Annotated in this window: 17 protein-coding genes and 1 pseudogene; 15 read left to right on the top strand and 3 right to left on the bottom strand. The window is 37.9% G+C overall.

What is annotated here, in order from left to right:
* The first annotated feature begins 18 nt into the window (after positions 1 to 18).
* The 3 genes and pseudogenes from ligA (at position 19) to AAV97_RS06495 (ending at position 5,431) form a co-directional block, all read left to right on the top strand.
* The gene (gene ligA / locus AAV97_RS06505; protein WP_004830293.1) at positions 19 to 2,049 is read left to right on the top strand and encodes an NAD-dependent DNA ligase LigA; all 2,031 of its coding nucleotides are present in this window, start codon (positions 19 to 21) and stop codon (positions 2,047 to 2,049) included.
* Positions 2,050 to 2,119: 70 nt separating this feature from the next.
* Positions 2,120 to 2,899, top strand: a complete 780-nt coding sequence (locus AAV97_RS06500) for a hypothetical protein (protein ID WP_046760137.1) — start codon at positions 2,120 to 2,122, stop codon at positions 2,897 to 2,899.
* A gap of 385 nt (positions 2,900 to 3,284) precedes the next feature.
* Positions 3,285 to 5,431: pseudogene (locus AAV97_RS06495) on the top strand (TonB-dependent receptor).
* Positions 5,432 to 5,534: 103 nt separating this feature from the next.
* Here AAV97_RS06495 and AAV97_RS06490 read toward each other — a convergent pair.
* Positions 5,535 to 6,599 (bottom strand): SDR family oxidoreductase, encoded by a 1,065-nt coding sequence (locus AAV97_RS06490; protein WP_046760136.1) that lies wholly within the window; start codon positions 6,597 to 6,599, stop codon positions 5,535 to 5,537.
* 387 nt (positions 6,600 to 6,986) lie between these two features.
* Between AAV97_RS06490 and ftn the strand changes: the two genes are divergently transcribed.
* Complete coding sequence (gene ftn / locus AAV97_RS06485) at positions 6,987 to 7,451, top strand: heteropolymeric bacterioferritin subunit Ftn (RefSeq protein WP_005031172.1); 465 nt, start codon at positions 6,987 to 6,989, stop codon at positions 7,449 to 7,451.
* Between the two features lie 157 nt (positions 7,452 to 7,608).
* Here the strand turns inward: ftn and AAV97_RS06480 are convergent, their stop codons facing one another.
* Positions 7,609 to 8,178: a peroxiredoxin gene (locus AAV97_RS06480; RefSeq protein WP_042088028.1), complete on the bottom strand. Its 570-nt coding sequence runs from the start codon at positions 8,176 to 8,178 to the stop codon at positions 7,609 to 7,611.
* Positions 8,179 to 8,309: 131 nt separating this feature from the next.
* Between AAV97_RS06480 and AAV97_RS06475 the strand changes: the two genes are divergently transcribed.
* From AAV97_RS06475 to AAV97_RS06425, 11 genes are all read left to right on the top strand, one after another.
* Positions 8,310 to 8,636, top strand: a complete 327-nt coding sequence (locus AAV97_RS06475) for a DUF6176 family protein (RefSeq protein WP_046760156.1) — start codon at positions 8,310 to 8,312, stop codon at positions 8,634 to 8,636.
* A gap of 126 nt (positions 8,637 to 8,762) precedes the next feature.
* A complete protein-coding gene (locus tag AAV97_RS06470) occupies positions 8,763 to 9,482 on the top strand; it encodes a hydrolase (protein WP_035300404.1) in 720 nt (239 codons plus the stop codon).
* Positions 9,483 to 9,592: 110 nt separating this feature from the next.
* Positions 9,593 to 10,912 carry an adenosylmethionine--8-amino-7-oxononanoate transaminase gene (gene bioA / locus AAV97_RS06465; RefSeq protein ID WP_042088032.1) on the top strand — a complete coding sequence of 440 codons (1,320 nt, stop codon included), beginning with the start codon at positions 9,593 to 9,595 and terminating at the stop codon, positions 10,910 to 10,912.
* Positions 10,909 to 12,078, top strand: a complete 1,170-nt coding sequence (locus tag AAV97_RS06460; RefSeq protein WP_046760135.1) for an 8-amino-7-oxononanoate synthase — start codon at positions 10,909 to 10,911, stop codon at positions 12,076 to 12,078. Before bioA ends, AAV97_RS06460 begins: the two co-directional genes overlap by 4 nt.
* 23 nt (positions 12,079 to 12,101) lie before the next feature.
* Positions 12,102 to 12,890, top strand: a complete 789-nt coding sequence (gene bioC, locus AAV97_RS06455; RefSeq protein WP_046760134.1) for a malonyl-ACP O-methyltransferase BioC — start codon at positions 12,102 to 12,104, stop codon at positions 12,888 to 12,890.
* Complete coding sequence (bioD, locus tag AAV97_RS06450; RefSeq protein WP_005031164.1) at positions 12,887 to 13,531, top strand: dethiobiotin synthase; 645 nt, start codon at positions 12,887 to 12,889, stop codon at positions 13,529 to 13,531. Before bioC ends, bioD begins: the two co-directional genes overlap by 4 nt.
* A gap of 99 nt (positions 13,532 to 13,630) precedes the next feature.
* Positions 13,631 to 14,089, top strand: coding sequence for a hypothetical protein (locus AAV97_RS06445; RefSeq protein ID WP_004830278.1), 459 nt, complete (start codon positions 13,631 to 13,633; stop codon positions 14,087 to 14,089).
* Between the two features lie 238 nt (positions 14,090 to 14,327).
* Positions 14,328 to 14,672 (top strand): YegP family protein, encoded by a 345-nt coding sequence (locus tag AAV97_RS06440; RefSeq protein ID WP_046760133.1) that lies wholly within the window; start codon positions 14,328 to 14,330, stop codon positions 14,670 to 14,672.
* A gap of 655 nt (positions 14,673 to 15,327) precedes the next feature.
* Positions 15,328 to 15,792: a YybH family protein gene (locus tag AAV97_RS06435; RefSeq protein ID WP_004830276.1), complete on the top strand. Its 465-nt coding sequence runs from the start codon at positions 15,328 to 15,330 to the stop codon at positions 15,790 to 15,792.
* Between the two features lie 500 nt (positions 15,793 to 16,292).
* Positions 16,293 to 17,462, top strand: coding sequence for a low temperature requirement protein A (locus AAV97_RS06430; protein WP_046760132.1), 1,170 nt, complete (start codon positions 16,293 to 16,295; stop codon positions 17,460 to 17,462).
* A gap of 28 nt (positions 17,463 to 17,490) precedes the next feature.
* On the top strand, positions 17,491 to 17,895 hold the full coding sequence (locus tag AAV97_RS06425; protein ID WP_046760131.1) for an NUDIX hydrolase: 405 nt from the start codon (positions 17,491 to 17,493) through the stop codon (positions 17,893 to 17,895).
* A gap of 72 nt (positions 17,896 to 17,967) precedes the next feature.
* Here the strand turns inward: AAV97_RS06425 and AAV97_RS06420 are convergent, their stop codons facing one another.
* Positions 17,968 to 20,355 (bottom strand): glucose/quinate/shikimate family membrane-bound PQQ-dependent dehydrogenase, encoded by a 2,388-nt coding sequence (locus tag AAV97_RS06420; RefSeq protein ID WP_046760130.1) that lies wholly within the window; start codon positions 20,353 to 20,355, stop codon positions 17,968 to 17,970.
* Positions 20,356 to 20,363 lie beyond the last annotated feature (8 nt).

Raw genomic sequence — 20,363 nt, 5'->3', positions numbered from 1 at the left:
TAGATGGTGAAATAATTTATGGAAAATAATCCTGTCGTGACGCAAATGCGTCAATTGATTCAGCTCATAGCCAAACATAACCATGCTTATTATGTGATGGATCAACCCAGTATTGAAGACAGTGAATATGATCAGCTATTTCACCAACTCAAAGCATTAGAACAGCAATATCCAGACTTAGTTCAGGCAGATAGCCCTGTGAATAAAGTCGGAGGTAAACCGCTGGCTAAATTTGAAACCATTACTCATACCGTACCAATGTTGTCATTGGGCAATGTGTTTAATCAAGAAGAACTGTTTGCCTTTGCTCGTCGTATTGAGGAACGCTTACCCAACCAAAAAATTCAGTATGATGTGGAGTTGAAATTCGATGGATTGGCGATTTCACTTTGGTATGAAAACGGTGTGTTGACTCGTGGTGTTACCCGTGGGGATGGTGAAACAGGCGAAGTGATTACTCAAAATGTCAAAACGATTCGCAATCTACCCAAAGTGTTGTCTTCGGACAAAGTTGCAGTACCTCGTTTACTAGAAGTTCGTGGCGAAGTGCTGATGCCTAAAGCTGGTTTTGAACGATTGAATGCTGAGAATGAAGCCAAAGGTGAAAAAACATTTGCCAATCCTCGCAATGCCGCAGCAGGAAGTTTGCGACAGTTAGATCCAAATATTGCTGCATCACGACCTTTAGCATTCTATGCGTATGGAATTGCACAGTGCGAACCTAATCATGGGTTAAGCTCGATGTCAGCAAGCCTTGAATGGTTGACTAATTTTGGCTTTGCCGTAGGCGAACGTCATTTTATTTGTGACAGTATTCAGGAAGTTCAAGAAAAATATCAGCAAATCAATCAAGAGCGTCCGAATTTGGCGGTTGAAATTGACGGAATGGTCATTAAGGTGGATGACCTACAACAACAACAAAAGCTTGGTTTTTTAAGTCGAGAGCCACGTTGGGCAACAGCCTATAAATTCCCCGCCGTTGCTGCTTTGACAACAGTTGAAAATATTGATTGGCAAGTGGGGCGAACTGGTACATTAACCCCCGTAGCTCGTTTAAACCCTGTGGCTGTGGGTGGTGTCACCGTTTCAAATGTGACTTTGCATAATATTGGTGAAATCCATCGTTTAGATGTTCGAATTGGCGATACTGTAAGTGTCTATCGCAGTGGTGATGTGATTCCCAAAGTTGAGAAAGTTTGGTTAGAGTTTCGTCCAGACGATGTGGTTGAAGTGCATTTGCCCGAAAATTGTCCTGTATGTTCGTCACCTGTGGTGATGCCAGAAGGTGAGGCTTTAGCTCGATGTTCAGGTGGTTTGTATTGTTCAGCACAGCGTATTGAAGCCATTCGACACTTTGTTTCTCGTAAAGCGATGGACATCGAAGGTCTAGGTGATCGTTGGGTGGAGTCATTACTTCATCTTGATTTATTAAAAGATGTTGCTGATATTTATCACTTACATGAACATCGTGAACAGCTATTGACCATAGAGAAAATGGGCGAAAAATCTGTTCAGAATTTACTGGATGCCATTGAAAACAGTAAGAAAACAACCTTAGCTGCATTTATCTATGCACTTGGAATTCGTGGCGTCGGTGAAACGACAGCGCGTATGCTTGCCAATACATTCCAAACCTTTGATGCAATTCGCCATGCTGATCTCGAAGCCTTGAAAAAGACACCAGATGTGGGTGGAATTACAGCTGAATGGATTGTAGATTTTTTCCAAGCCTCACATAATCTTGAAGTTATTGATCGGTTACTGGCGGCAGGAATTCACTGGGATGCTCCAATAGCTCCAACACGTCAGCCTTTAAATGGTGAGAGTTGGGTGATTACTGGAACACTAGCAACGATGGGGCGTGATGATGCGACTCAGATGCTTCAAGCTTTAGGTGCTCGTGTGAGTGGCAGTGTTTCAAGTAAAACCAAATGTGTGGTTGCTGGAGAAAAGGCGGGTTCTAAACTCGAAAAAGCAGAAAAATTGGGCATTCCAGTGTTGGATGAGCAAGCCTTTTTAGCGTTGATGGCTGATTATGGTCAAGCTTAAATATGCTTGAATAAATTCCTAAGCTATTGTAAAGATACATTCTGTGTGTCTTTACAATCATCTTTAGGTCATGAAAATAATAAAACGATGTGCTGCTTGCTTTCTACTGTTATTGCCAACAACCTCAGTTTTTGCCGTGAATGATTGTGAGCATACGAGTGGTTTAAAACAGTTGGATGAGCATTTAAATCAATCCATTGAAAATGATTTATCCCACTATTGGTATTTACGAATTAAACATTTTAACGAATTCATGCTTAGATCCTTTAAACAGGATCAGCAATCGGTGAATGACTTGATTTGGTCAAAACAATACACACAATCCCAACTCAAACAAAAGCTGGTACAAAAAAACCAAAACATCTTCCAAGATTTGAATACTCAGTTTGTCAAAATTGCTCAACAACAACAGGCAAAAGAAACAAAATTGGATGATGTTTACCACTATATTGCCAATTATGAAAAGTTATTAGAACCCTATATCGCAATGCAATTAGATAAACAACAAAAGCAACTTTTGATGGTTTATGATGCTCAGAAAGATCAAGCGATCAATGCGCTTTTTCAGTATGACATTCAAGAGGACGAATTATTAAAACAACAGATCCAACAAAATTTTCATTTTAAATTTACAGAAATTAAGACGTTAAATCAGGAACATGATCAGGACAAACGAATTTTATATTGCCAAATGAAGCTGATGTTAAATCAACAAAAAAGTGTGATATTAGAATATGCGATCGGTCAATTTGTTGATGAGCCAGATGTGTTGCTCATGCCAACTGAATTTAAAGTGAATAGGCTGAATGTGGGATATGAAGATATTGGGCATTACTTAATCGTGCAATAATCAGTTTCTTCATAAAGCTTGAAAAAGTAATTTTTGGGAAGATGTTTAAATGTATTTTAGCTTGATCAAGCATGAAACCTTGATCATGAGATAAAAATAAATCTGTAAGACTTTTATTTACAACGCCAAGTTTTACATGAAAAATTTACATCAATTAAGCTAGGCGATGCTTAGCCATAGAAAGCGATTATTCATATTTCATGGATAATTAAAAGTATTGAATCCTATTTTGGATGGAGAAGAAGTCTCATATTTTTTATATGATAATCATTCCTATTTATTAGAATTTTCCATTAAAAAAAGTTTTAGATGAAAAATTACAATATTTAACAATAGTGATAGTGTATATAATAATCATTATCAATTGAAAAATAATTTGTTGAATATGAAACTTTTTTCCCAAACTATTTTGGTTAATTCTATTGCGGTTGCTCTTTTTGGCGGGGGTACTCTACAAACAGCTTTGGCTGATACGGAGGTTTCAACCTTACCGACAATCAAAGTTGCTGCTGAAAAACAGCAAGAGGAAGCAACTTTTGCCAATGGCGCTTTGAAAAAAATACCCAGTTAGGACCATTGGGCAGCAAGCAAATTATTGATACCCCATTTAGTATTAATAGTTATTCTGAGCAGTTGATTGAAAACCAACAAGCAAATACTGCGGGTGAAGTCTTAAAAAATGATGCCAGTGTAAGAACGACGACCAATCAAGGGCATCTCAATGAAAACTTTAAAATCCGTGGTTTTGATGTCAATCATGAGGATTTAAATTATAACGGCTTTTATGGTGTAGCCCCTTATGGGCGTATGCCAACAGAGTTTTTAGAATCCGTTTCAGTGCTTAAAGGACCAAATGCATTGGTTGCGGGTGTTGCTCCTACAGGAAGTGTGGGGGGCATTATTATTGGTCATTCAAAACGAGCCGATAAAGAATTAACACGTGTTTCAGTTGCATATGAAGACGGAGGATATTACCAATCGGGATTTGATGTATCACGTCGTTTTGGTCAAGAGAAAGAATTTGGACTACGTGTAAATGGTGCTTATGCAGATGGTGAGCATATCATTGATGGTATGAATGATCGTCAAGCACTGGGTTCAATTGCTGCCGATTACACTACAGATAAAGTCAAAATTAACTTAGATGCATATGCGGTAAAAGGAAATCGTAAGGGGGGCTCACCTGCGATGGTTGCGATGGGTGGAAAGGGAAGTGTTAATCAGGTTCTTGCCGCACCAAAAGGTGATTTAAACTATTTCTCAGACTTAAAAGGCAATACCAACAGTCAATTTGTGGGGTTATCTGGTGAATATAAATTTACCCCTGATTTAAAAGCATTTGCGGGTATTGGTTATGTTGAAAAATCATACGATGGGCATCTTTTTGGTACGCGTATGATTGTGAATAATGTCAATGGAAATGCCACATCTCAATATTATCGCGTGGGTTCAAAAGAACATAACACCGTAGCAAACTTTGGCTTTGAGGGGAAGTTTGATACAGGTTCTATTCAACATACATTAGGTTTACGTGCGGATTATTTAACGCGTCAGTATACCCAACATAAAGCAGCAACCAGTTCGAGTTTTACAACGAATTTATACCATCCATCCAATACTGGAAAGATGCCAACAACTTATCCTGAAATTGTGCCTTATGGTGATAATGAGTATGTGAGTTACACCTTAACTGACCAGATTTCAATGCTAGATGATAAGTTGCAACTCATTTTAGGTGCTCGCTATCAAGATATTGATACAAAGAACTTGGTTAAAAAAACATCTTATAATTCAGATAAACTTTCTCCAAGTTTGGGCATTGTGATTAAACCCTTTGGCGAGGATCTGTCTTTTTATGCAAGCTATGTCGAGGGTTTAGCAGAAGGCGTGACGGTCTCTGAGATTACCTATCCGACTGCAACCAATCAGGGAGATACGCTTGCACCATACCAAACTAAACAGTATGAATTGGGCGCCAAATATCAATGGGGTTCATGGTTAAACACTGTGGCGTTGTATCAAATTGAAAAGCCCGAGGTATATCAGGACACTATAACAAATAAGGTTAAAGATGATGCTGAGACTCGTTCACGTGGTATCGAATGGTCTTTCTCTGGAAATGTAACAGATGCATTATCTTTAATGGGGAGCTTGGCTTATATCGATGCGGAATACGTGAAATCTGGTAAAACAGCGATTCAGGGAAATAACGTTTATGGTGTACCTGATTTTACTGCCTCTTTGGGACTTGATTATGCGATTCCTCAAATTGACGGTCTCAATATAAACACGCGTGTGAGTTATGTGAGTGAACAATATTTGAATGAAGAGAACAGCTTAAAACTTCCTGATTATACAATTGTTGATTTAGGTGCACGTTATAAAACTAAACTTGGTGGGGTAAATACCACATTTCTTGCCAATGTTGATAACGTGACCAATAAAAAATATTGGGAAGGGGTCTTTAATTCAAATTACGCTTTGGTGGGGGGTGCTCGAACATATAAGGTTGGTGTAACTTTTGATTTCTAAACTCTAGCTGATCTTAAGCGTGATAAAACAACAAGCCTTTTTCATATATGAAAAAGGCTTGTTGTTTTAAACAAAACGTGTATGGCTGAAATGTTGGCAGACGCTAAATATATTTTTTCACCACGCCATCATCAAGCAATTGTTGAAAATGCTCCACTAAACTGGTCTCAATATCACGATAGTGGATGCCCAACTCTTTGATACTTTTATCTGCATTAAAGAAGATCGGATAGCCCATATTCTTTTCAATAAAGTCACGTGAATAACCAAATACAGGTCCAATAAATTTAAAAGCTTTTTTCGGAACTTGATTGCGGGGAAAAGGAAATTTTTGTCCAAAATTTTGACGTAAAATTTTTCCCATTTCCAAGAGACTGAGTGAGCCACCACTAATAATGTAGCGACCAGACGCGTGTGGGTTAAACGCGGCTAAAATATGTGCATCAGCTACATCTCGAACATCAACAATACCATTCCACATTGGTGGAACACCAAATAGCGTCATTCCGTTGGCAAATTGTTCGAGGACTTCAACACTGCCTGACTGAGTATTCGCCGTTAGTGATGGTCCAAGCACTAAAGCTGGATTTACACAAATAAGCTCCCAGCGATTTTGTGCTTCTGCCATTTCCCAAGCTTTTCGTTCAGCCATGACTTTAGAGTAAGGATAAGGTTGATGGGTCGTTGAACTGGTTGTGTTCCAATGGGACTCATCAAACTGATTGTGTTCAGTTTTTAATATATCGATTGCATCACCATAGGTTGAAGCAATACTTGACGTCACAATGACACGTTTTACAGAATCTGTTTTATTGACACTATTGAGGACATTTTCTGTTCCTAAAATTGCAGGCTCAATAATATCTTTAATGGCATCTTTATAGTTGGTCACTACAAATGGTGATGCCATATGTAATACAACTTCACAACCTTGCATCGCCTCATCGAAAGAACCTTTTTCAAGCAGATTGGCTTTGAAAAGCTTAAGTGTTCCTGTACTTTGCTGTGCTATTTTTTCAAGATGGGCAAAGCTTTGTTTTTTATTTAAATCCCGTACAGTTGCATGAACAGTATAACCTTGCGCCAATAGTTTTTGAATCACCCAACTCGCAATATAGCCTGTTGCACCTGTGACCAAAATCGGGGCTGAAATATTTCCCTGAACCATTATTTTTTCCTTCTAATTTTTAATATTCAATATCATAAATATTAAGGCGAATGTTGTCTTGAAATATTAGCATTAAAAAAAATTAAAAACGTGATCGCTTGAGTTTAGCGATTAAAATTTAATAGAAAACAAAATCATGATGGCAAATAAGAAGCATTTTTAATGGTTACAAAATAAATCATTGTCATTTTTAGCAATAAATCGCCATCAAAAGTATGGTGAATGATTGCAAGAGGTTATTTTATATATAGAAAATTACTTATTTGAATTGCAAATGCGTATGTTTCTCATTTTAATTTTATAAAAATCATAAACTTACACATTTTGCCTTTTGCAAATTTTATAAAATTTGCCCATACTATTGCAAAAGAATGTGGAGTAATTGAAATGCGTGGCAATCCAGAAGTCGTAGACTATCTAAATATGTTGATCGGTGGCGAACTGGCTGCTCGTGATCAATACCTCATTCATTCTCGTATGTACGAGGATTGGGGCTTAAGCAAAATTTATGAGCGTATCGATCATGAAATGCAAGAAGAAGCTTCACATGCTGATGCTTTAATTCGCCGTGTACTTTTCCTTGAAGGTACACCGAATATGAATCGAGATGATATCGTCACTGGTGAAGATGTGGTGACTTGCTTAAAAGCAGATTTGGCGTTGGAATATCATGTGCGTGAAAAACTTGCACAGGGCGTAAAACTGTGTGAAGAAAAAGGTGACTACGTTACCCGTGATATGCTTCGTCAGCAAATGAATGACACAGAAGAAGACCATACGTATTGGTTAGAAAAACAATTGCGTTTGATCGAATTGATTGGTTTACAAAACTATATTCAGTCGCAAATGTAAGATTTGCTGTATGAGATCAAAAAGCCTTTAGATTTTATCATCTAAAGGCTTTTTTTTATTGGTGTCGAGATATTTCAGCACCAAACAAGCTCAATCATTTGTTCGATGTTTAAGTGCTAATTAAATAGCACGCCCTCATAGCTAAGGCTTTATACAATTATTTTTTTGAAAATTTTTGGATATCAGCTAGCACTTGATTTGCGTGCGTTTGAGTATTTACACTGCTGTAGTGATACACAATTGAGCCTTGAGGATCAATTAAGAAAGTTTCTCTTTTTGCGATTTTGGTAATTCCGAGATTACGCACAATCCCAAACTGACTCGCCAATTGGTGATTGGTATCCGCAAGAATCGGGAAATTGAGTCCCAATTTTTCTGAAAATTTCTGATGAGATTTTACATCATCCAAACTTACACCAAGCACTACAGCATTATTCTTAATGAATTGTGGATAGAGTGATTTGAATTGATTGGCTTCTTGAGTACAACCAGGTGAATCATCCTTTGGATAGAAGTACAGAACGACCCATTTACCTTTATATTGACTCAGTTCATGCCATTTTGAATTTTGATCTTGTAGTTTAAAACTGGGCGCAGGTTTTCCAACCCATTGTCGTTCTGATTCATAAGAAGAAAAAATTGAATTTTCAGCATGACTGACCCGATTCAACATCAACAGGGTAGAAATAGAAAGTAACCCTATACCTAATATTTTAAGTGATTTCATTGTATGTCCTTTGCTGCGTTGAGCCTAAATCCATACTAACAAAGTTTAGCTGTACAGCGCGTGGAGAAATGTTGGCTTTTATTTGAAACGCCTTTATGATTTTTAAAGTTGTATATCATCAAGAGAAAAATATGGACGTCGGTGCAGTACTCATCCAATTGAAAATGGATAAGAAAGATGATGTGAGGGCATGGCAGGAAATATTACATCGTAGACAAGCTGAGGCAATACAGACACTTGTTGCTGAAGGTGTGCATGTAGAATCATGGTTTCATGTGGAACTGGATGGTCTTGACTATTTGATTGCTTATACTCGTGCCGATGATATTTCTAAAGCGCATGAAACATCGAGAAATAGTCAATTTGCAATAGATCAACTCCATCAACAATTTAAAAGTACATGGGCAAAAGTGATTCCTGCAAGCTTATTGGTTGATTTAGATGTTAAGCAACAATAACTAAAAAATTGACATTAATGTTTTGATTTTTAGATACTAATTCTGGCGTTGTAATCAGATCTGTTGTTCTATTATTTTAAGCATGCTCTAATCAACGCTTCTGATGATTTTTAACAGTGATTTGAATTGAATCGACGTATTTTGCTGATTACTGGTTGGGGCGGTGGAACAAAGCTGCTCATGGCATTACAACAACGCTTAGAACAGCAAGGTCATGCCGTTGAGCTGATTAATATTTTTAATGCCTTGGATCAACAAGTCTTACAACACTATGTTGAAAAGGCTCAATCCTTTGATGTGATTTGTGGCTGGTCTTTAGGTGGGCAGTTGGCAACCTTGTTGGTCGACCAAATCGAAAAACAATATCAGCAAAAGAAGATATTGATCACACTGGCTTCAAATCCATGTTTTGTCGCAAATGCTGAATGGCAAGCGGCAATGCCTCAAACTACATTTCAAAACTTCAAACAATCCTTTGTAGATGATGCAATTGCCACACTGAAAAAATTTGGTTTTATGGTGTGCCAGGGCAGCGAAACCAGCAAAGCAGATTTTGCTAAATTGCAAAGTTTGATTCAGCCACAAAATTTAGAACTATTAAAACAGGGTTTGTTGTGCTTAGAGCAATTAAATCATGTTGAGATCTTAAAAAATTATACAGGAAAGCAATATCACTTGTTTGCAGAACAAGATTTCTTAGTTAGTCACAAAGTCTTTGAAAATTTCCAGAAATTCAATGCAAAGTTTTTGGATGTTGAACTATTTACAGGTTCACATGGGCTTCCAGTTTTTAATTCTGAATTAGTTTCTGACAAAATCTGCCAATATTTACAAAAAATAGAATAAATCATTGGACGAGTGGTAAATCTCGCAATTTATTTTTATTCCCTCTAGGTTTAACATCGGTACACTGTTTTTGCTGTAATTGCTTTACCTATGGATACTGGAGTAAATGGATGACCGATTTAAACAACCGAGCGAACGAATTGGTCGCAGATGATCTAGGTTTTGATCGTGAACATCTTTGGCATCCTTATACGTCCATGACACAGCCCTTACCCAGTTTTAAAGTCAAAAAGGCGTTTGGTGCAACAATTGAACTTGAAGATGGTCGTCAACTCATCGATGGTATGTCCTCATGGTGGTGTGCGATTCATGGTTATAACCATCCTGAATTAAATCAAGCAGTCACCGATCAACTCCAAAATATGTCACATATTATGTTTGGCGGATTTACCCATGATCCTGCGATACAATTGGGAAAGTTGTTGCTTGAAATCACTCCGCCTAGTCTCGACAAAATTTTCTTTGCAGATTCCGGTTCTGTTGCAGTTGAAGTCGCATTAAAAATGGCAGTGCAATATTGGTCTGCTCAAGGCAACGCGCTAAAAACCAATTTTGTCACCCCCCGCTCTGGTTATCATGGTGATACATGGAATGCGATGTCTGTCTGTGATCCCGTAACAGGTATGCATCAAATTTTTGGATCAAGTTTACCCAACCGTTTTTTTGTCCCTGCACCCAAAGTTGGTTTTTATGAAGAATGGGATCAACAAGATATAGCGGCACTTGAAGAAACTTTGGCAGTACATCATGCCAGTATTGCAGGTTTGATTCTTGAGCCGATTGTACAAGGTGCGGGAGGGATGCGTTTTTATCATCCTGAATATTTACGTCAAGCCAAATTGCTCTGTGAGCAATATGATGTTTTATTAATTTTTGATGAAATTGCAACTGGCTTTGGACGCACAGGAAAATTATTTGCATGGGAGCATGCGCAAGTCGAACCTGACATCATGTGTATAGGTAAAGGTTTGACGGGTGGATATATGACCCTTTCAGCGACGATTACCTCAAAGCAGGTGGCTGAAACGATTAGTCAGGGAGAGGCGGGGGTATTTATGCATGGTCCTACTTTTATGGCAAATCCTTTAGCTTGTGCTGTGGCGGTAAAAAGCACTGAATTACTCATCAATCAAGATTGGCAAAACAATATTCAGCGTATCGAAACTCAGCTTAATCGCCATTTGACACCATTACAATCATTCAAGCATGTTGCTGATGTCCGTGTATTGGGAGCAATCGGTGTGGTTGAACTCACCGTTAATGTAGATATGAAAACCTTACAAAAAGAATTTGTACGTCGTGGTATTTGGGTTCGTCCGTTTGGTAAATTGGTTTATGTGATGCCGCCTTATGTGATTAAGGACAGTGAGCTGGATATTTTACTTACACAGTTGGTTGAAGTTGTCAGCGGTATGGAGCAAAACATATGAGTGCGACCAATAGATTGCTGGACCACTATGCCAAACAATTGGATGAGCTAAAGCAACAAGGAAACTTTCGACAATTTAATTCAAATATCCAGCAAGGTCGTGAGATATATATCCATGATCAGCGAATGCTAAATTTCGCTTCAAATGATTATTTAGGTTTGGCTTCTGACCTTGAACTAAGAACGCAATTCTTTGATGAAACGCCAAATACGCAACGCCGAATGAGCTCTTCATCTTCACGCTTGTTGACGGGGAATTTTCCAGAATATGAATTGCTAGAAGAAAGTTTAACTCAAGCTTTTAACGGTCGTGCTGCGTTGCTGTTTAACAGTGGCTATCATATGAATATTGGTATTCTGCCTGCTCTTGCTGATAGTAAGACACTGATTCTTGCTGATAAATTAATTCATGCCAGCATGATTGATGGCATCCGTTTGTCATCCGCAAAATATGTGCGCTATCGACATAATGATCTCGAACATTTGGCTCAATTGTTGCTTCAATATCATGATGATGAGGCTTTTGAGCGGATTATTGTGGTGACTGAATCCATTTTTAGTATGGATGGTGATGAAACAGATTTAACAAAATTGGTTGAGATTAAAAAGCAGTTTTGCAAAGTCATGTTATATGTAGATGAAGCACATGCAATCGGTGTTCGAGGTGAGCACGGTTTGGGTTGTGCTGAGCAATATCAAGTGATCGAAGAGATTGATTTTTTAGTTGGAACTTTCGGTAAGGCAATTGCATCAGTTGGTGGCTATTTAATTTGTCACCCAGTCATTCGAGCGTTTCTGATTAATTCGATGCGTCCTTTGATTTTTAGTACGGCTCAACCCCCAGTTTGTATGGCTTGGACAAATTTTATCTTTCAGAAAGTTTTAGGTTTAAATCAATTGCGCCAAGATTTATACAATACCAGTGGGTACTTACAACAGGCTGTACAAGCGAAGGGCTTTGATTGTCCATCTACTTCTCATATTGTTCCCGTGATTATTGGCGACTCAAGCCAAACAGTGATGAAGGCAAAAACTTTACAAGAAGCAGGGTTTTACATTATGCCTGTACGCCCTCCGACTGTTCCACAACACAGTTCTAGGTTACGTATTTCTTTAACTGCTCAAATATCTCGAGCTGATTTAGATCAGCTGATTCCCCTATTGTAAGCAGAACGTATTGTGAGTTGAATGTGAAATCTCTAAAACTTGATACGTCACAGATTGCGTTGCGTTTTGCGCAGGCAGGGCAGAGTTATCCAGAACAAGCAATTGTGCAAAGAAAAATTGCTCGGCATTTGTCTGATTTAATCACCCAATATGGTGTTGGTCAGTATGACAAAGTATTTGAAATTGGTTGTGGTTCAGGAAATCTAACCCAACTTTTAATACAAAAATTCAATATCAAAGATTTGATTTTGAATGATCTCTATGAAGATGTTCAGCAGCATTTTAACTTTAATGTAATAAGTAACCCTCAGGTAAACTGGTTAATTGGGGATATTGAACAACTTGAGTTTCCACAAAACTTGAACTTGGTTGCTTCAAGCTCTGCCCTACAGTGGATAAATGATTTAGATGCGATTTTTAAACAGGCGTTTCATCATTTAACAGCACATGCTGAGTTGTGTTTTTCGAGTTTTGGTCAACATAATTTACATGAAATTAAAAGCTTAACAGGGCAGGGATTGAGCTATTTATCTATCGAGGACTTACAGGCTAAATTGCAGAACAATGGTTTTGAAATTTTGCATTTATCTGAGCAGATTGAACAGTTGACTTTTACCCATCCCAAACAAGTTTTACAACATTTAAAAGCCACAGGTGTAACCGCAACGGCTTCTTCATTCCGTTGGACAAAGCAAAGCCTTATGGATTTTTATCAAAATTATCAAAAGTTTTCATATGTTGATGAGGTAGGAATACTTCAGTATCGCCTGACTTATCACCCTATTTATTGTATCGCGCGGAGAATGTCATGACTGGATCAGTTTACTTTATTAGTGGAATAGATACGGGGATTGGCAAGACCTACACGACAGGATATTTAGCAAAATTGTGGAATGCGCAAGGGCGTAAAACTATTACTCAAAAGTTGATTCAGACTGGTAATACAGATATATCAGAAGATATTCAACAACATCGAGAAATTATGGGCATGGGCTGGTTTCCAGAAGATGAAACCAAACTGACCATGCCAGAAATTTTTACTTATCCTGCATCACCACATTTGGCAACACAAATAGATGGACGTGAAATCGACTTCCAAAAAATTGAATCTGCCACAGATCAACTTGCACAAAACTATGAAGCTGTTTTATTGGAAGGTGCTGGTGGTTTGATGGTGCCACTCACTACAGAGCTGCTGACAATTGATTATATCGCTCAGAAAAAACTGCCAGTGATTTTAGTGAGTTCTGGTCGTTTAGGGAGTATTAATCATACGATTTTAAGTTTAGAAGCATTGAAGAGTCGTGATTTAGAGTTGTATGCGCTTGCCTATAACTTAAATGATGAATCTCAGGATGAACTAATTTCAAAAGATACCGCAGAATATTTAAAAGCCTATTTAGGGAAACATTTTCCGAACAGTATCTGGATCGATATTCCAGTAATCTCATGATAAAGCACGGTATCAAGTGCTTGATGCTGTATAAAAATACTTTGCTTTCGAGAGTAGGTTTTAACTTGAAAGCGCTTAAACAGAGAGAGGATGCTGCTGATGAGTTTTAAAATTCAAATCGAATTATTGAATGAGTCTGAACGCTCTTCTTTAGATTTTGAAAGTAATGCATCCACTCAAATTTTAAATAGCTTTGATCAAATTGATTGGTCGAAACAAGCTGTTTGGGGGATGTTAGAGCAACATCAAGGCGAGTTTCCCTTTTTTCAGGTTGAGCAGATACAGAGTGGGCGTAAGTTTGGTGGTCTTTTGATTGCCTACAGTCACGATCAATATAATTTTAATGTGCATGCAGAACTGTATCAAAAACAGCAAAAGTCACATCTTTTTGGTTTATTTAAATCTGAAAGCATGCCAAGCTTTGATAACGATGATGTGCCTTTTGAGGTATTTCGTGACTGTTTGGAAAAGTTTTTGCGTGGCAATGATTCCGAAATTGAACGACTACTCAAGATAAAATATAAAAGCTATGGTCATACAGATGCATTTAGTCGATAAATGATTGAACATTAAATTGTAATGAGTAAATTAATTAAAGGTATGTTTCTGTTTGATAATAAAGAATATTTAAAAAAATTTCTAATCGCTTCTTATCGTCGTTACATTAAGCATAAAGTGACAACAAATTAGTCTTTTTAAAAAATCAAAAGTCATTTATATTTCATATCAGTAGCGTAATTTATATCCAATAAGCGCTGTGTAATAAAATAAACTGAAAACAATCAAGAGGTGAGCCATGTCAGGATGGTATGAAATTAGTCAAGCAAAAGATGGTCAATATCGCTTTGTATTGAAAGCAGGAAATGGAGAAATTATTCTTACCAGTGAATTGTATAAAGCAAAGGCTTCAGCACTGAACGGTATTGCTTCTGTTCAAAAAAACAGCCCCGATGATGCTCGTTATGATCGCCTTGAAGCCAAAAATGGTAAACCCTACTTCAATTTAAAAGCCGCAAATCATCAAATCATTGGAACGAGCCAATTTTATTCGGGCGACGCAGCGCGCGATAATGGGATTGAATCTGTAAAGAAAAATGGTCCTTCTGAGAAAATTAAAGATTTAACTGAGCAAGCAGAATAGACTGTTAAATTTTTCTAAAAGAGCATGTGATTTACATGCTTTTTTTATGGCAATATTAAGTTGATTAAAAATACCATTATTTATCAAAATTGATCAATTTAATGAAATTATTTAAATAAATTTTAATTAAATTGTTAAGTTTAAAATTACAATTTTGACATAAATCTAGAGACACATTCTAAAAAGATAGAATATAAAAATATCGAGAGTGTTATATTTACTAGCTTTGCATTTACTTTTAAATCTTAATTGAGTTTTTATCATAAATTTATATGATTATTTTTAAGCATTTTTAAAATTTAAATATGTTATGGTCAATTTATTATCAAATTAAGATCACTGTATCGGTTTGGTATTATTGAGTTTTAATAAATAATTTACGATTAGGGTATTTGACCATTTAATCAAATACTTTTCGGAAAATATGTGAATTAGATTGAGTATTTTTAAATATTGCTAATGTAATGAAGAATTATATCCATGGAGTTGGGTGAGTGTATCTAGATTATAGGAGATATTCCATAAAATAATCATATTGGAATAATCACAAGAGATAGGTTTGATTTAGATTCAGCAGTCACTTAAATAAACACTAATATAATTCACATAATATTTATTAAGTGTTAAATTGGTCACAAATAAGTGAGGTTTCTCGATGAAAATAGAAATCGCTGGTAATTCACAAATTGCTGCTGAGGTTATTTCCCAAATTCAAATATGGGATGCTGCTGTTGTTGGTAACAGTCTTGAACACCTCTTAGATCAATGTGCACAAGATGTCAGTCTGTTTGACGTCAGTACTCAAATGGATGGTATTCACGCCTATAAACAGGAATGGGAAAAGTTTAGCCCTTATTTTAGCGAGAATATAAAAATTGTTCGACGTAATATGAAAATATATGCCTCAAACGATTTGGCGATACTGCATTGTCATTCTAAAGTGGAAAATACGGCACTGAAAGATAAGTTACAAATGCCTTGGTGTCGAACCACATTATGTCTTCAAAAGAAAGAAGGGCAATGGTTGGTGGTACATCAACATATCTCAATGCCAATAGATATGATGACTGGCAAAGCCATTATGTTAAAAGACAAGGCAAAATTGAGATTAGTGGTATAAATTAATCTTTATAACTGATGTAACGCAGTAACTCTAAAATTAAATGTTGGAGCTAGAAGAATGTGGGTACGCGGAAACGTCATCCGCAATTGCTTGAGGCAGGACTCCTTCTAATAAGTAAAGTTTCTGCGAAACTTTGAATATTTTGACGATAGTGAACGAGTTCTGCGATGTCGCTGCGCAAGATGGTTGCCCTTGCGGAGCTTTGCTCCTCATGCCAAAACAAAAGTACCTCGAGCCGAAGGCTATTCCATAAATTTAAACTTTGGATGTAAGACTCCGTCGTGTAAATTTAGCTTTTTCTTTTTCACCTACTTAATTTAAGTCAAGTGAGTAACATCAGTTTATAAAATAAACGCTCTTTCTTGGGCGTTTATTTAAATTCAATAGCAATCATTTGAAGTGGCAAAAAAGATTTTTCAGTGCTTGTTGGTTTGCTACTTGAATCACAGATCGACTTTTGAAAAAATCATGAAAATAATCTCAAAATGTGAAAAATAATGCCAAATTCATTGTTTGCAAAATATGGTTGGTTAAAACCCTTAGCTCCTCGTAATCCTCATGAGCCACATCGAGTGGCAACATCTTTAGAATTGTTGTTTGATTTGATTTTTGTGGTGGCAATCGCAACAGCAGGGCAGCAATTACATCATAGTATTATTGAAAACCATTTATCACATGGTTTATTGCTTTATTTCATGGTGTTTTTTGCACTGTGGTGGGCATGGATGAATTTTAGCTGGTTTGCCTCAGCTTATGACAATGATGATGTGTTTTATCGCATCATGACTTTTGTACAAATCATCGGTTCTTTGGTTATGGCGGCTGGCATTCCGAGTGCTTTTCAGCAGCAAGATTTTGATGTGATTATTATCGGCTACGTCATTATGCGCCTTGGATTGGTAACACAATGGTTTCGGGTTGCGAAAAATGATCCAGAGCGTAAGCAAACGGCTTTGAGATATGCTTTTGGTATTATCCTTGTGCAGATTGGTTGGTTACTTTTTCATTTTTCGCCGATTCATTTTACCCTATATCTATTTGTGCTTTTGGTGATTGCAGAACTCAGCGTCCCTATCTTTGCCGAAGCACATAATATGACACCTTGGCATCCGCATCATATTTCAGAGCGATATGCATTGCTCACCATCATTGTGTTAGGTGAGTCGATCATAGGATGTTTTGCAGCAATTTCTGATGCTTTAAATAATCAGCTGTTAAGCCAAGAGTTGATCTTTTTAACCATTGGTGGCTTATTGATCATGTTTACCATGTGGTGGGCGTATTTTGATCACGATGTTGCTGAAAGATTGAATAGTCGTAAACGTGCATTCTCATGGGGTTATGGTCATTTTTTTATTTTCGTGAGTATTGCTGCATTGGGTGCCGGCTTGGCTGCTGCCGTTGATGTTGTGACCCATAAAGCTGAAATTTCTGCTGAGATCGTAACATATTTTATTGCAATTTCTTTGATTGTATATAGCGCTAGCCTATGGTTATTACAGGATATTCATCATTTGTCTGGTATAAAGAAATGGTTTTATCCAATAACCGCTGCCATTGTGCTGTGTATTCCTATGATATTGCTTCAAACGGGCTATGCTGTGTTTGTGATTGCCATCATTTATGCATTACGTCTTATTTTTTCAAAATGTTATTTAGCAAGATAAGCAGAGTCTTATGATCAGGGTGGCGTAAATGGGGTTTCATGATTTTTACCGAATGAGTTCACATGCTGTTATTTTCAACGAACAACAGCAAGTCCTCTTATTAAAGGCAACTTATGCAGATTGTGCATGGGGTTTACCTGGTGGAGGATTGGATCAAGGTGAAACAGTACATGAAACGTTATGCCGTGAATGCCAAGAGGAATTGGGTTGTGATGTGAAGATTGAATATCTATCCGGTATTTATTATCACCCTACCGTTAATTCCCATGCCTTTATTTTTAAATGTACTTTGCCAAGTGATCAACAGATTCATTTAAGTGAAGAGCATTCTGAATACCAATGGTTTGATTTTGATCAGCTTTCCCCTGTACAAAAAATTCGGGTCGAAGATTGTTTTAACTTTGATGGTCAGGTCATCAGCCGGTCATTTTAAGGTGATGTCTCTTTTTCGGAAGCAATAAAAAACAGGTCATCAAGACCTGTTTTTTATTCTCAGTTCATTACCTTATTTATCTGGTAGGGCATAAGCGACAATAGAGTCACCCATCTTGGTCCCAAATGAACCATGTCCACCTGCCATGATCACAACATATTGTTTGCCGTTGCTTTCATAGGTCATTGGGGTTGCTTGTCCACCTGCAGGCAAACGACCTTTCCATAATTCATCACCATTGGTGACATTAATGGCACGAATATAATCGTCTTGCGTTGCGCCAATGAACATAACATTACCAGCTGTTGAAATAGAGCCACCTAACATTGGTACACCCATTTTGAACGGTGGTAATGGAATCCCTGGCATACTGTCACGGATGGTACCGATACGACGTTTCCATGCGACATCATGTGTTTTTAAATCGACACCAGCAACATAGCCCCATGCAGGTTGTTTACATGGTAAGCCGAATGGTGAAAGGAAAGCGCTGATTTCAACACCATAAGGAACACCATACATCGGTTGAACACCTGCTTCGGTACCTGCACCTTTTGCTGTTTGCTTACGGTTAGGGTCAGCTGGAATCAATTTACTGACAAATGGCAGTCCAATTGGGTTCATCACAGCAATTTGACGATCAGGGTTTAGTGATAAACCGCCCCATTCAAATACACCTAAATTACCCGGGAAAACGAGCGTGCCATTTTCTGAAGGCGGTGTATAAATGCCGTCATAATTTAAACGATGAAACGAAACACGACAGATTAATTGGTCAAACATGGTTGCGCCCCACATTTGTTTATCTGTCAATTTATCTTTTGGTGCTAAGTTAAAGTCTGAGAATGGTTGAGTTGGGGAATAGAATTCGCCTTTGGTTTGTGGACCACGTTTTACAGTTTGTGGTACTGGACGTTCATTAATCGGAACGATCGCTTGACCATTGCGACGGTCTAAAACAAAGGCATTTCCTGTTTTGGTCAATACATAGATGGCAGGAACAGTTTGTCCTGTTTTATCTTTAATATCAGCCAAGGTTGGTTGAGACGGTACATCCATATCCCATAAATCATGGTGAGTGGTTTGGAAGTTCCAGACTAATTTACCTGTCGTTGCATTCAACGCTAACATTGAGTTGGCATAACGCTCATGCAGTTTGGTACGGTTACCGCCCCAGATATCAGGTGTACCTACACCAGTGGGTACATAAACAATATCGAGTTTTGCATCATAGGCGAGTGGTGCCCATGCATTTGGTGAGTTGTTGACATATTTTTGACCAGGACCTGGAATCTGGTTTGGATCTTCAGCACCTGTGTCAAATACCCAAAGCAAAGCACCTGTATTCACGTCATAACCACGAATCACACCAGAGGGTTCTTGTGTAGAATAGTTATCGGTTGTTGAACCACCAATGATAATGGTTGTACCCGTAACCACTGGTGGAGACGTTGGAATATAGCCACCCGGATAAGGGAAAGGCATATCTTTTTGCAAATCAACTTCACCGTTGTGACCAAAGTCAGAACAAGCTTTACCAGTATCTGCATTTACGGCAACGATACGACCATCGTTTACAGGTAAAATGACTTTACGTGGGCATTCTGTTGAAGATGATTTTTTTGCTTGCAGGCTTGTTGCAAAACCTACAGTGTTATTTGCATCGTAGTAAGAAACACCACGACAGGTTAAGTGTTGGAAAGTATTATCTGATTTAAGTTTTGGATCAAATACCCACTTTTCTTTACCTGTAGAGGGATCAAGAGAAACCAATTTTTGGTGAGTCGTACACAAATACATGTTATTGCCGATTTTAATCGGAGTAACCTGATTGGTTGTTTCACCAGAGTCATTCTCTGTTTTTGACTCGCCTGTATGATAAGTCCATGCAACTTGCAGGTCTTTCACGTTGTCCGAGTTAATTTGGTTCAATGGAGAATAACGTAAACCTGATTGAGTGCGCCCATATGCAGGCCAATCCGCATCAGCGATTCCATCAATTGGAGCAGGGGTTGGTTGTTTTGCGGATAATGTCCCACGAATTTCTTGTGGATCATTAAAGATCGAATATGCCATCACGGCAATCGTGATTGCCAAAGTACCAGAAAGTGCAATTTTAGCGCCTTTGGCATTGAAACCACGGGTAACTGCTGGAATAAGTAACCATAAACCAAACACGCCTAAGATGTCTAAACGTGGTGCAAGCGCGAAAAAGTCAGAGCCGACTTCCCAAAGCCCCCAGACCACAGTACCGAGTACTAGAGCAGCGTAGACATATAAAGCAGAGCTGCTTAATTTACGTAATAAAATTGCTGTTGCAATGAACAGTATGCCGGCAATGATGTAGTACCAAGACCCACCAAGTGCTGCAAGCCATACGCCACCAATAAAGAGGACTATACCAAATACAATTGCAATTGCAATGGTAAATGTTCTAAATCCTGAAGATGGAGTTTGCATATTGACCA

Source organism: Acinetobacter sp. Ag2 (assembly GCF_001005515.1).
GTDB lineage: Bacteria > Pseudomonadota > Gammaproteobacteria > Pseudomonadales > Moraxellaceae > Acinetobacter > Acinetobacter bereziniae.
The sequence above is the reverse complement of the archived record's forward strand: the minus strand, read 5'-3'. Positions and strand labels throughout refer to the sequence as shown.

Excerpts from the sequence above, each read along its gene's own strand:
- bioA (WP_042088032.1), top strand. The coding sequence starts at position 9,593 with ATGACCGATTTAAACAACCGAGCGAACGAATTGGTCGCAGATGATCTA.
- AAV97_RS06430 (WP_046760132.1), top strand. The coding sequence starts at position 16,293 with ATGCCAAATTCATTGTTTGCAAAATATGGTTGGTTAAAACCCTTAGCT.
- ftn (WP_005031172.1), top strand. The coding sequence starts at position 6,987 with ATGCGTGGCAATCCAGAAGTCGTAGACTATCTAAATATGTTGATCGGT.
- AAV97_RS06435 (WP_004830276.1), top strand. The coding sequence starts at position 15,328 with ATGAAAATAGAAATCGCTGGTAATTCACAAATTGCTGCTGAGGTTATT.
- ligA (WP_004830293.1), top strand. The coding sequence starts at position 19 with ATGGAAAATAATCCTGTCGTGACGCAAATGCGTCAATTGATTCAGCTC.
- AAV97_RS06420 (WP_046760130.1), bottom strand. The coding sequence starts at position 20,355 with ATGCAAACTCCATCTTCAGGATTTAGAACATTTACCATTGCAATTGCA.
- AAV97_RS06425 (WP_046760131.1), top strand. The coding sequence starts at position 17,491 with ATGGGGTTTCATGATTTTTACCGAATGAGTTCACATGCTGTTATTTTC.
- AAV97_RS06480 (WP_042088028.1), bottom strand. The coding sequence starts at position 8,178 with ATGAAATCACTTAAAATATTAGGTATAGGGTTACTTTCTATTTCTACC.
- AAV97_RS06490 (WP_046760136.1), bottom strand. The coding sequence starts at position 6,599 with ATGGTTCAGGGAAATATTTCAGCCCCGATTTTGGTCACAGGTGCAACA.
- AAV97_RS06440 (WP_046760133.1), top strand. The coding sequence starts at position 14,328 with ATGTCAGGATGGTATGAAATTAGTCAAGCAAAAGATGGTCAATATCGC.
- bioD (WP_005031164.1), top strand. The coding sequence starts at position 12,887 with ATGACTGGATCAGTTTACTTTATTAGTGGAATAGATACGGGGATTGGC.
- AAV97_RS06475 (WP_046760156.1), top strand. The coding sequence starts at position 8,310 with ATGGACGTCGGTGCAGTACTCATCCAATTGAAAATGGATAAGAAAGAT.
- AAV97_RS06500 (WP_046760137.1), top strand. The coding sequence starts at position 2,120 with ATGAAAATAATAAAACGATGTGCTGCTTGCTTTCTACTGTTATTGCCA.
- AAV97_RS06460 (WP_046760135.1), top strand. The coding sequence starts at position 10,909 with ATGAGTGCGACCAATAGATTGCTGGACCACTATGCCAAACAATTGGAT.
- AAV97_RS06445 (WP_004830278.1), top strand. The coding sequence starts at position 13,631 with ATGAGTTTTAAAATTCAAATCGAATTATTGAATGAGTCTGAACGCTCT.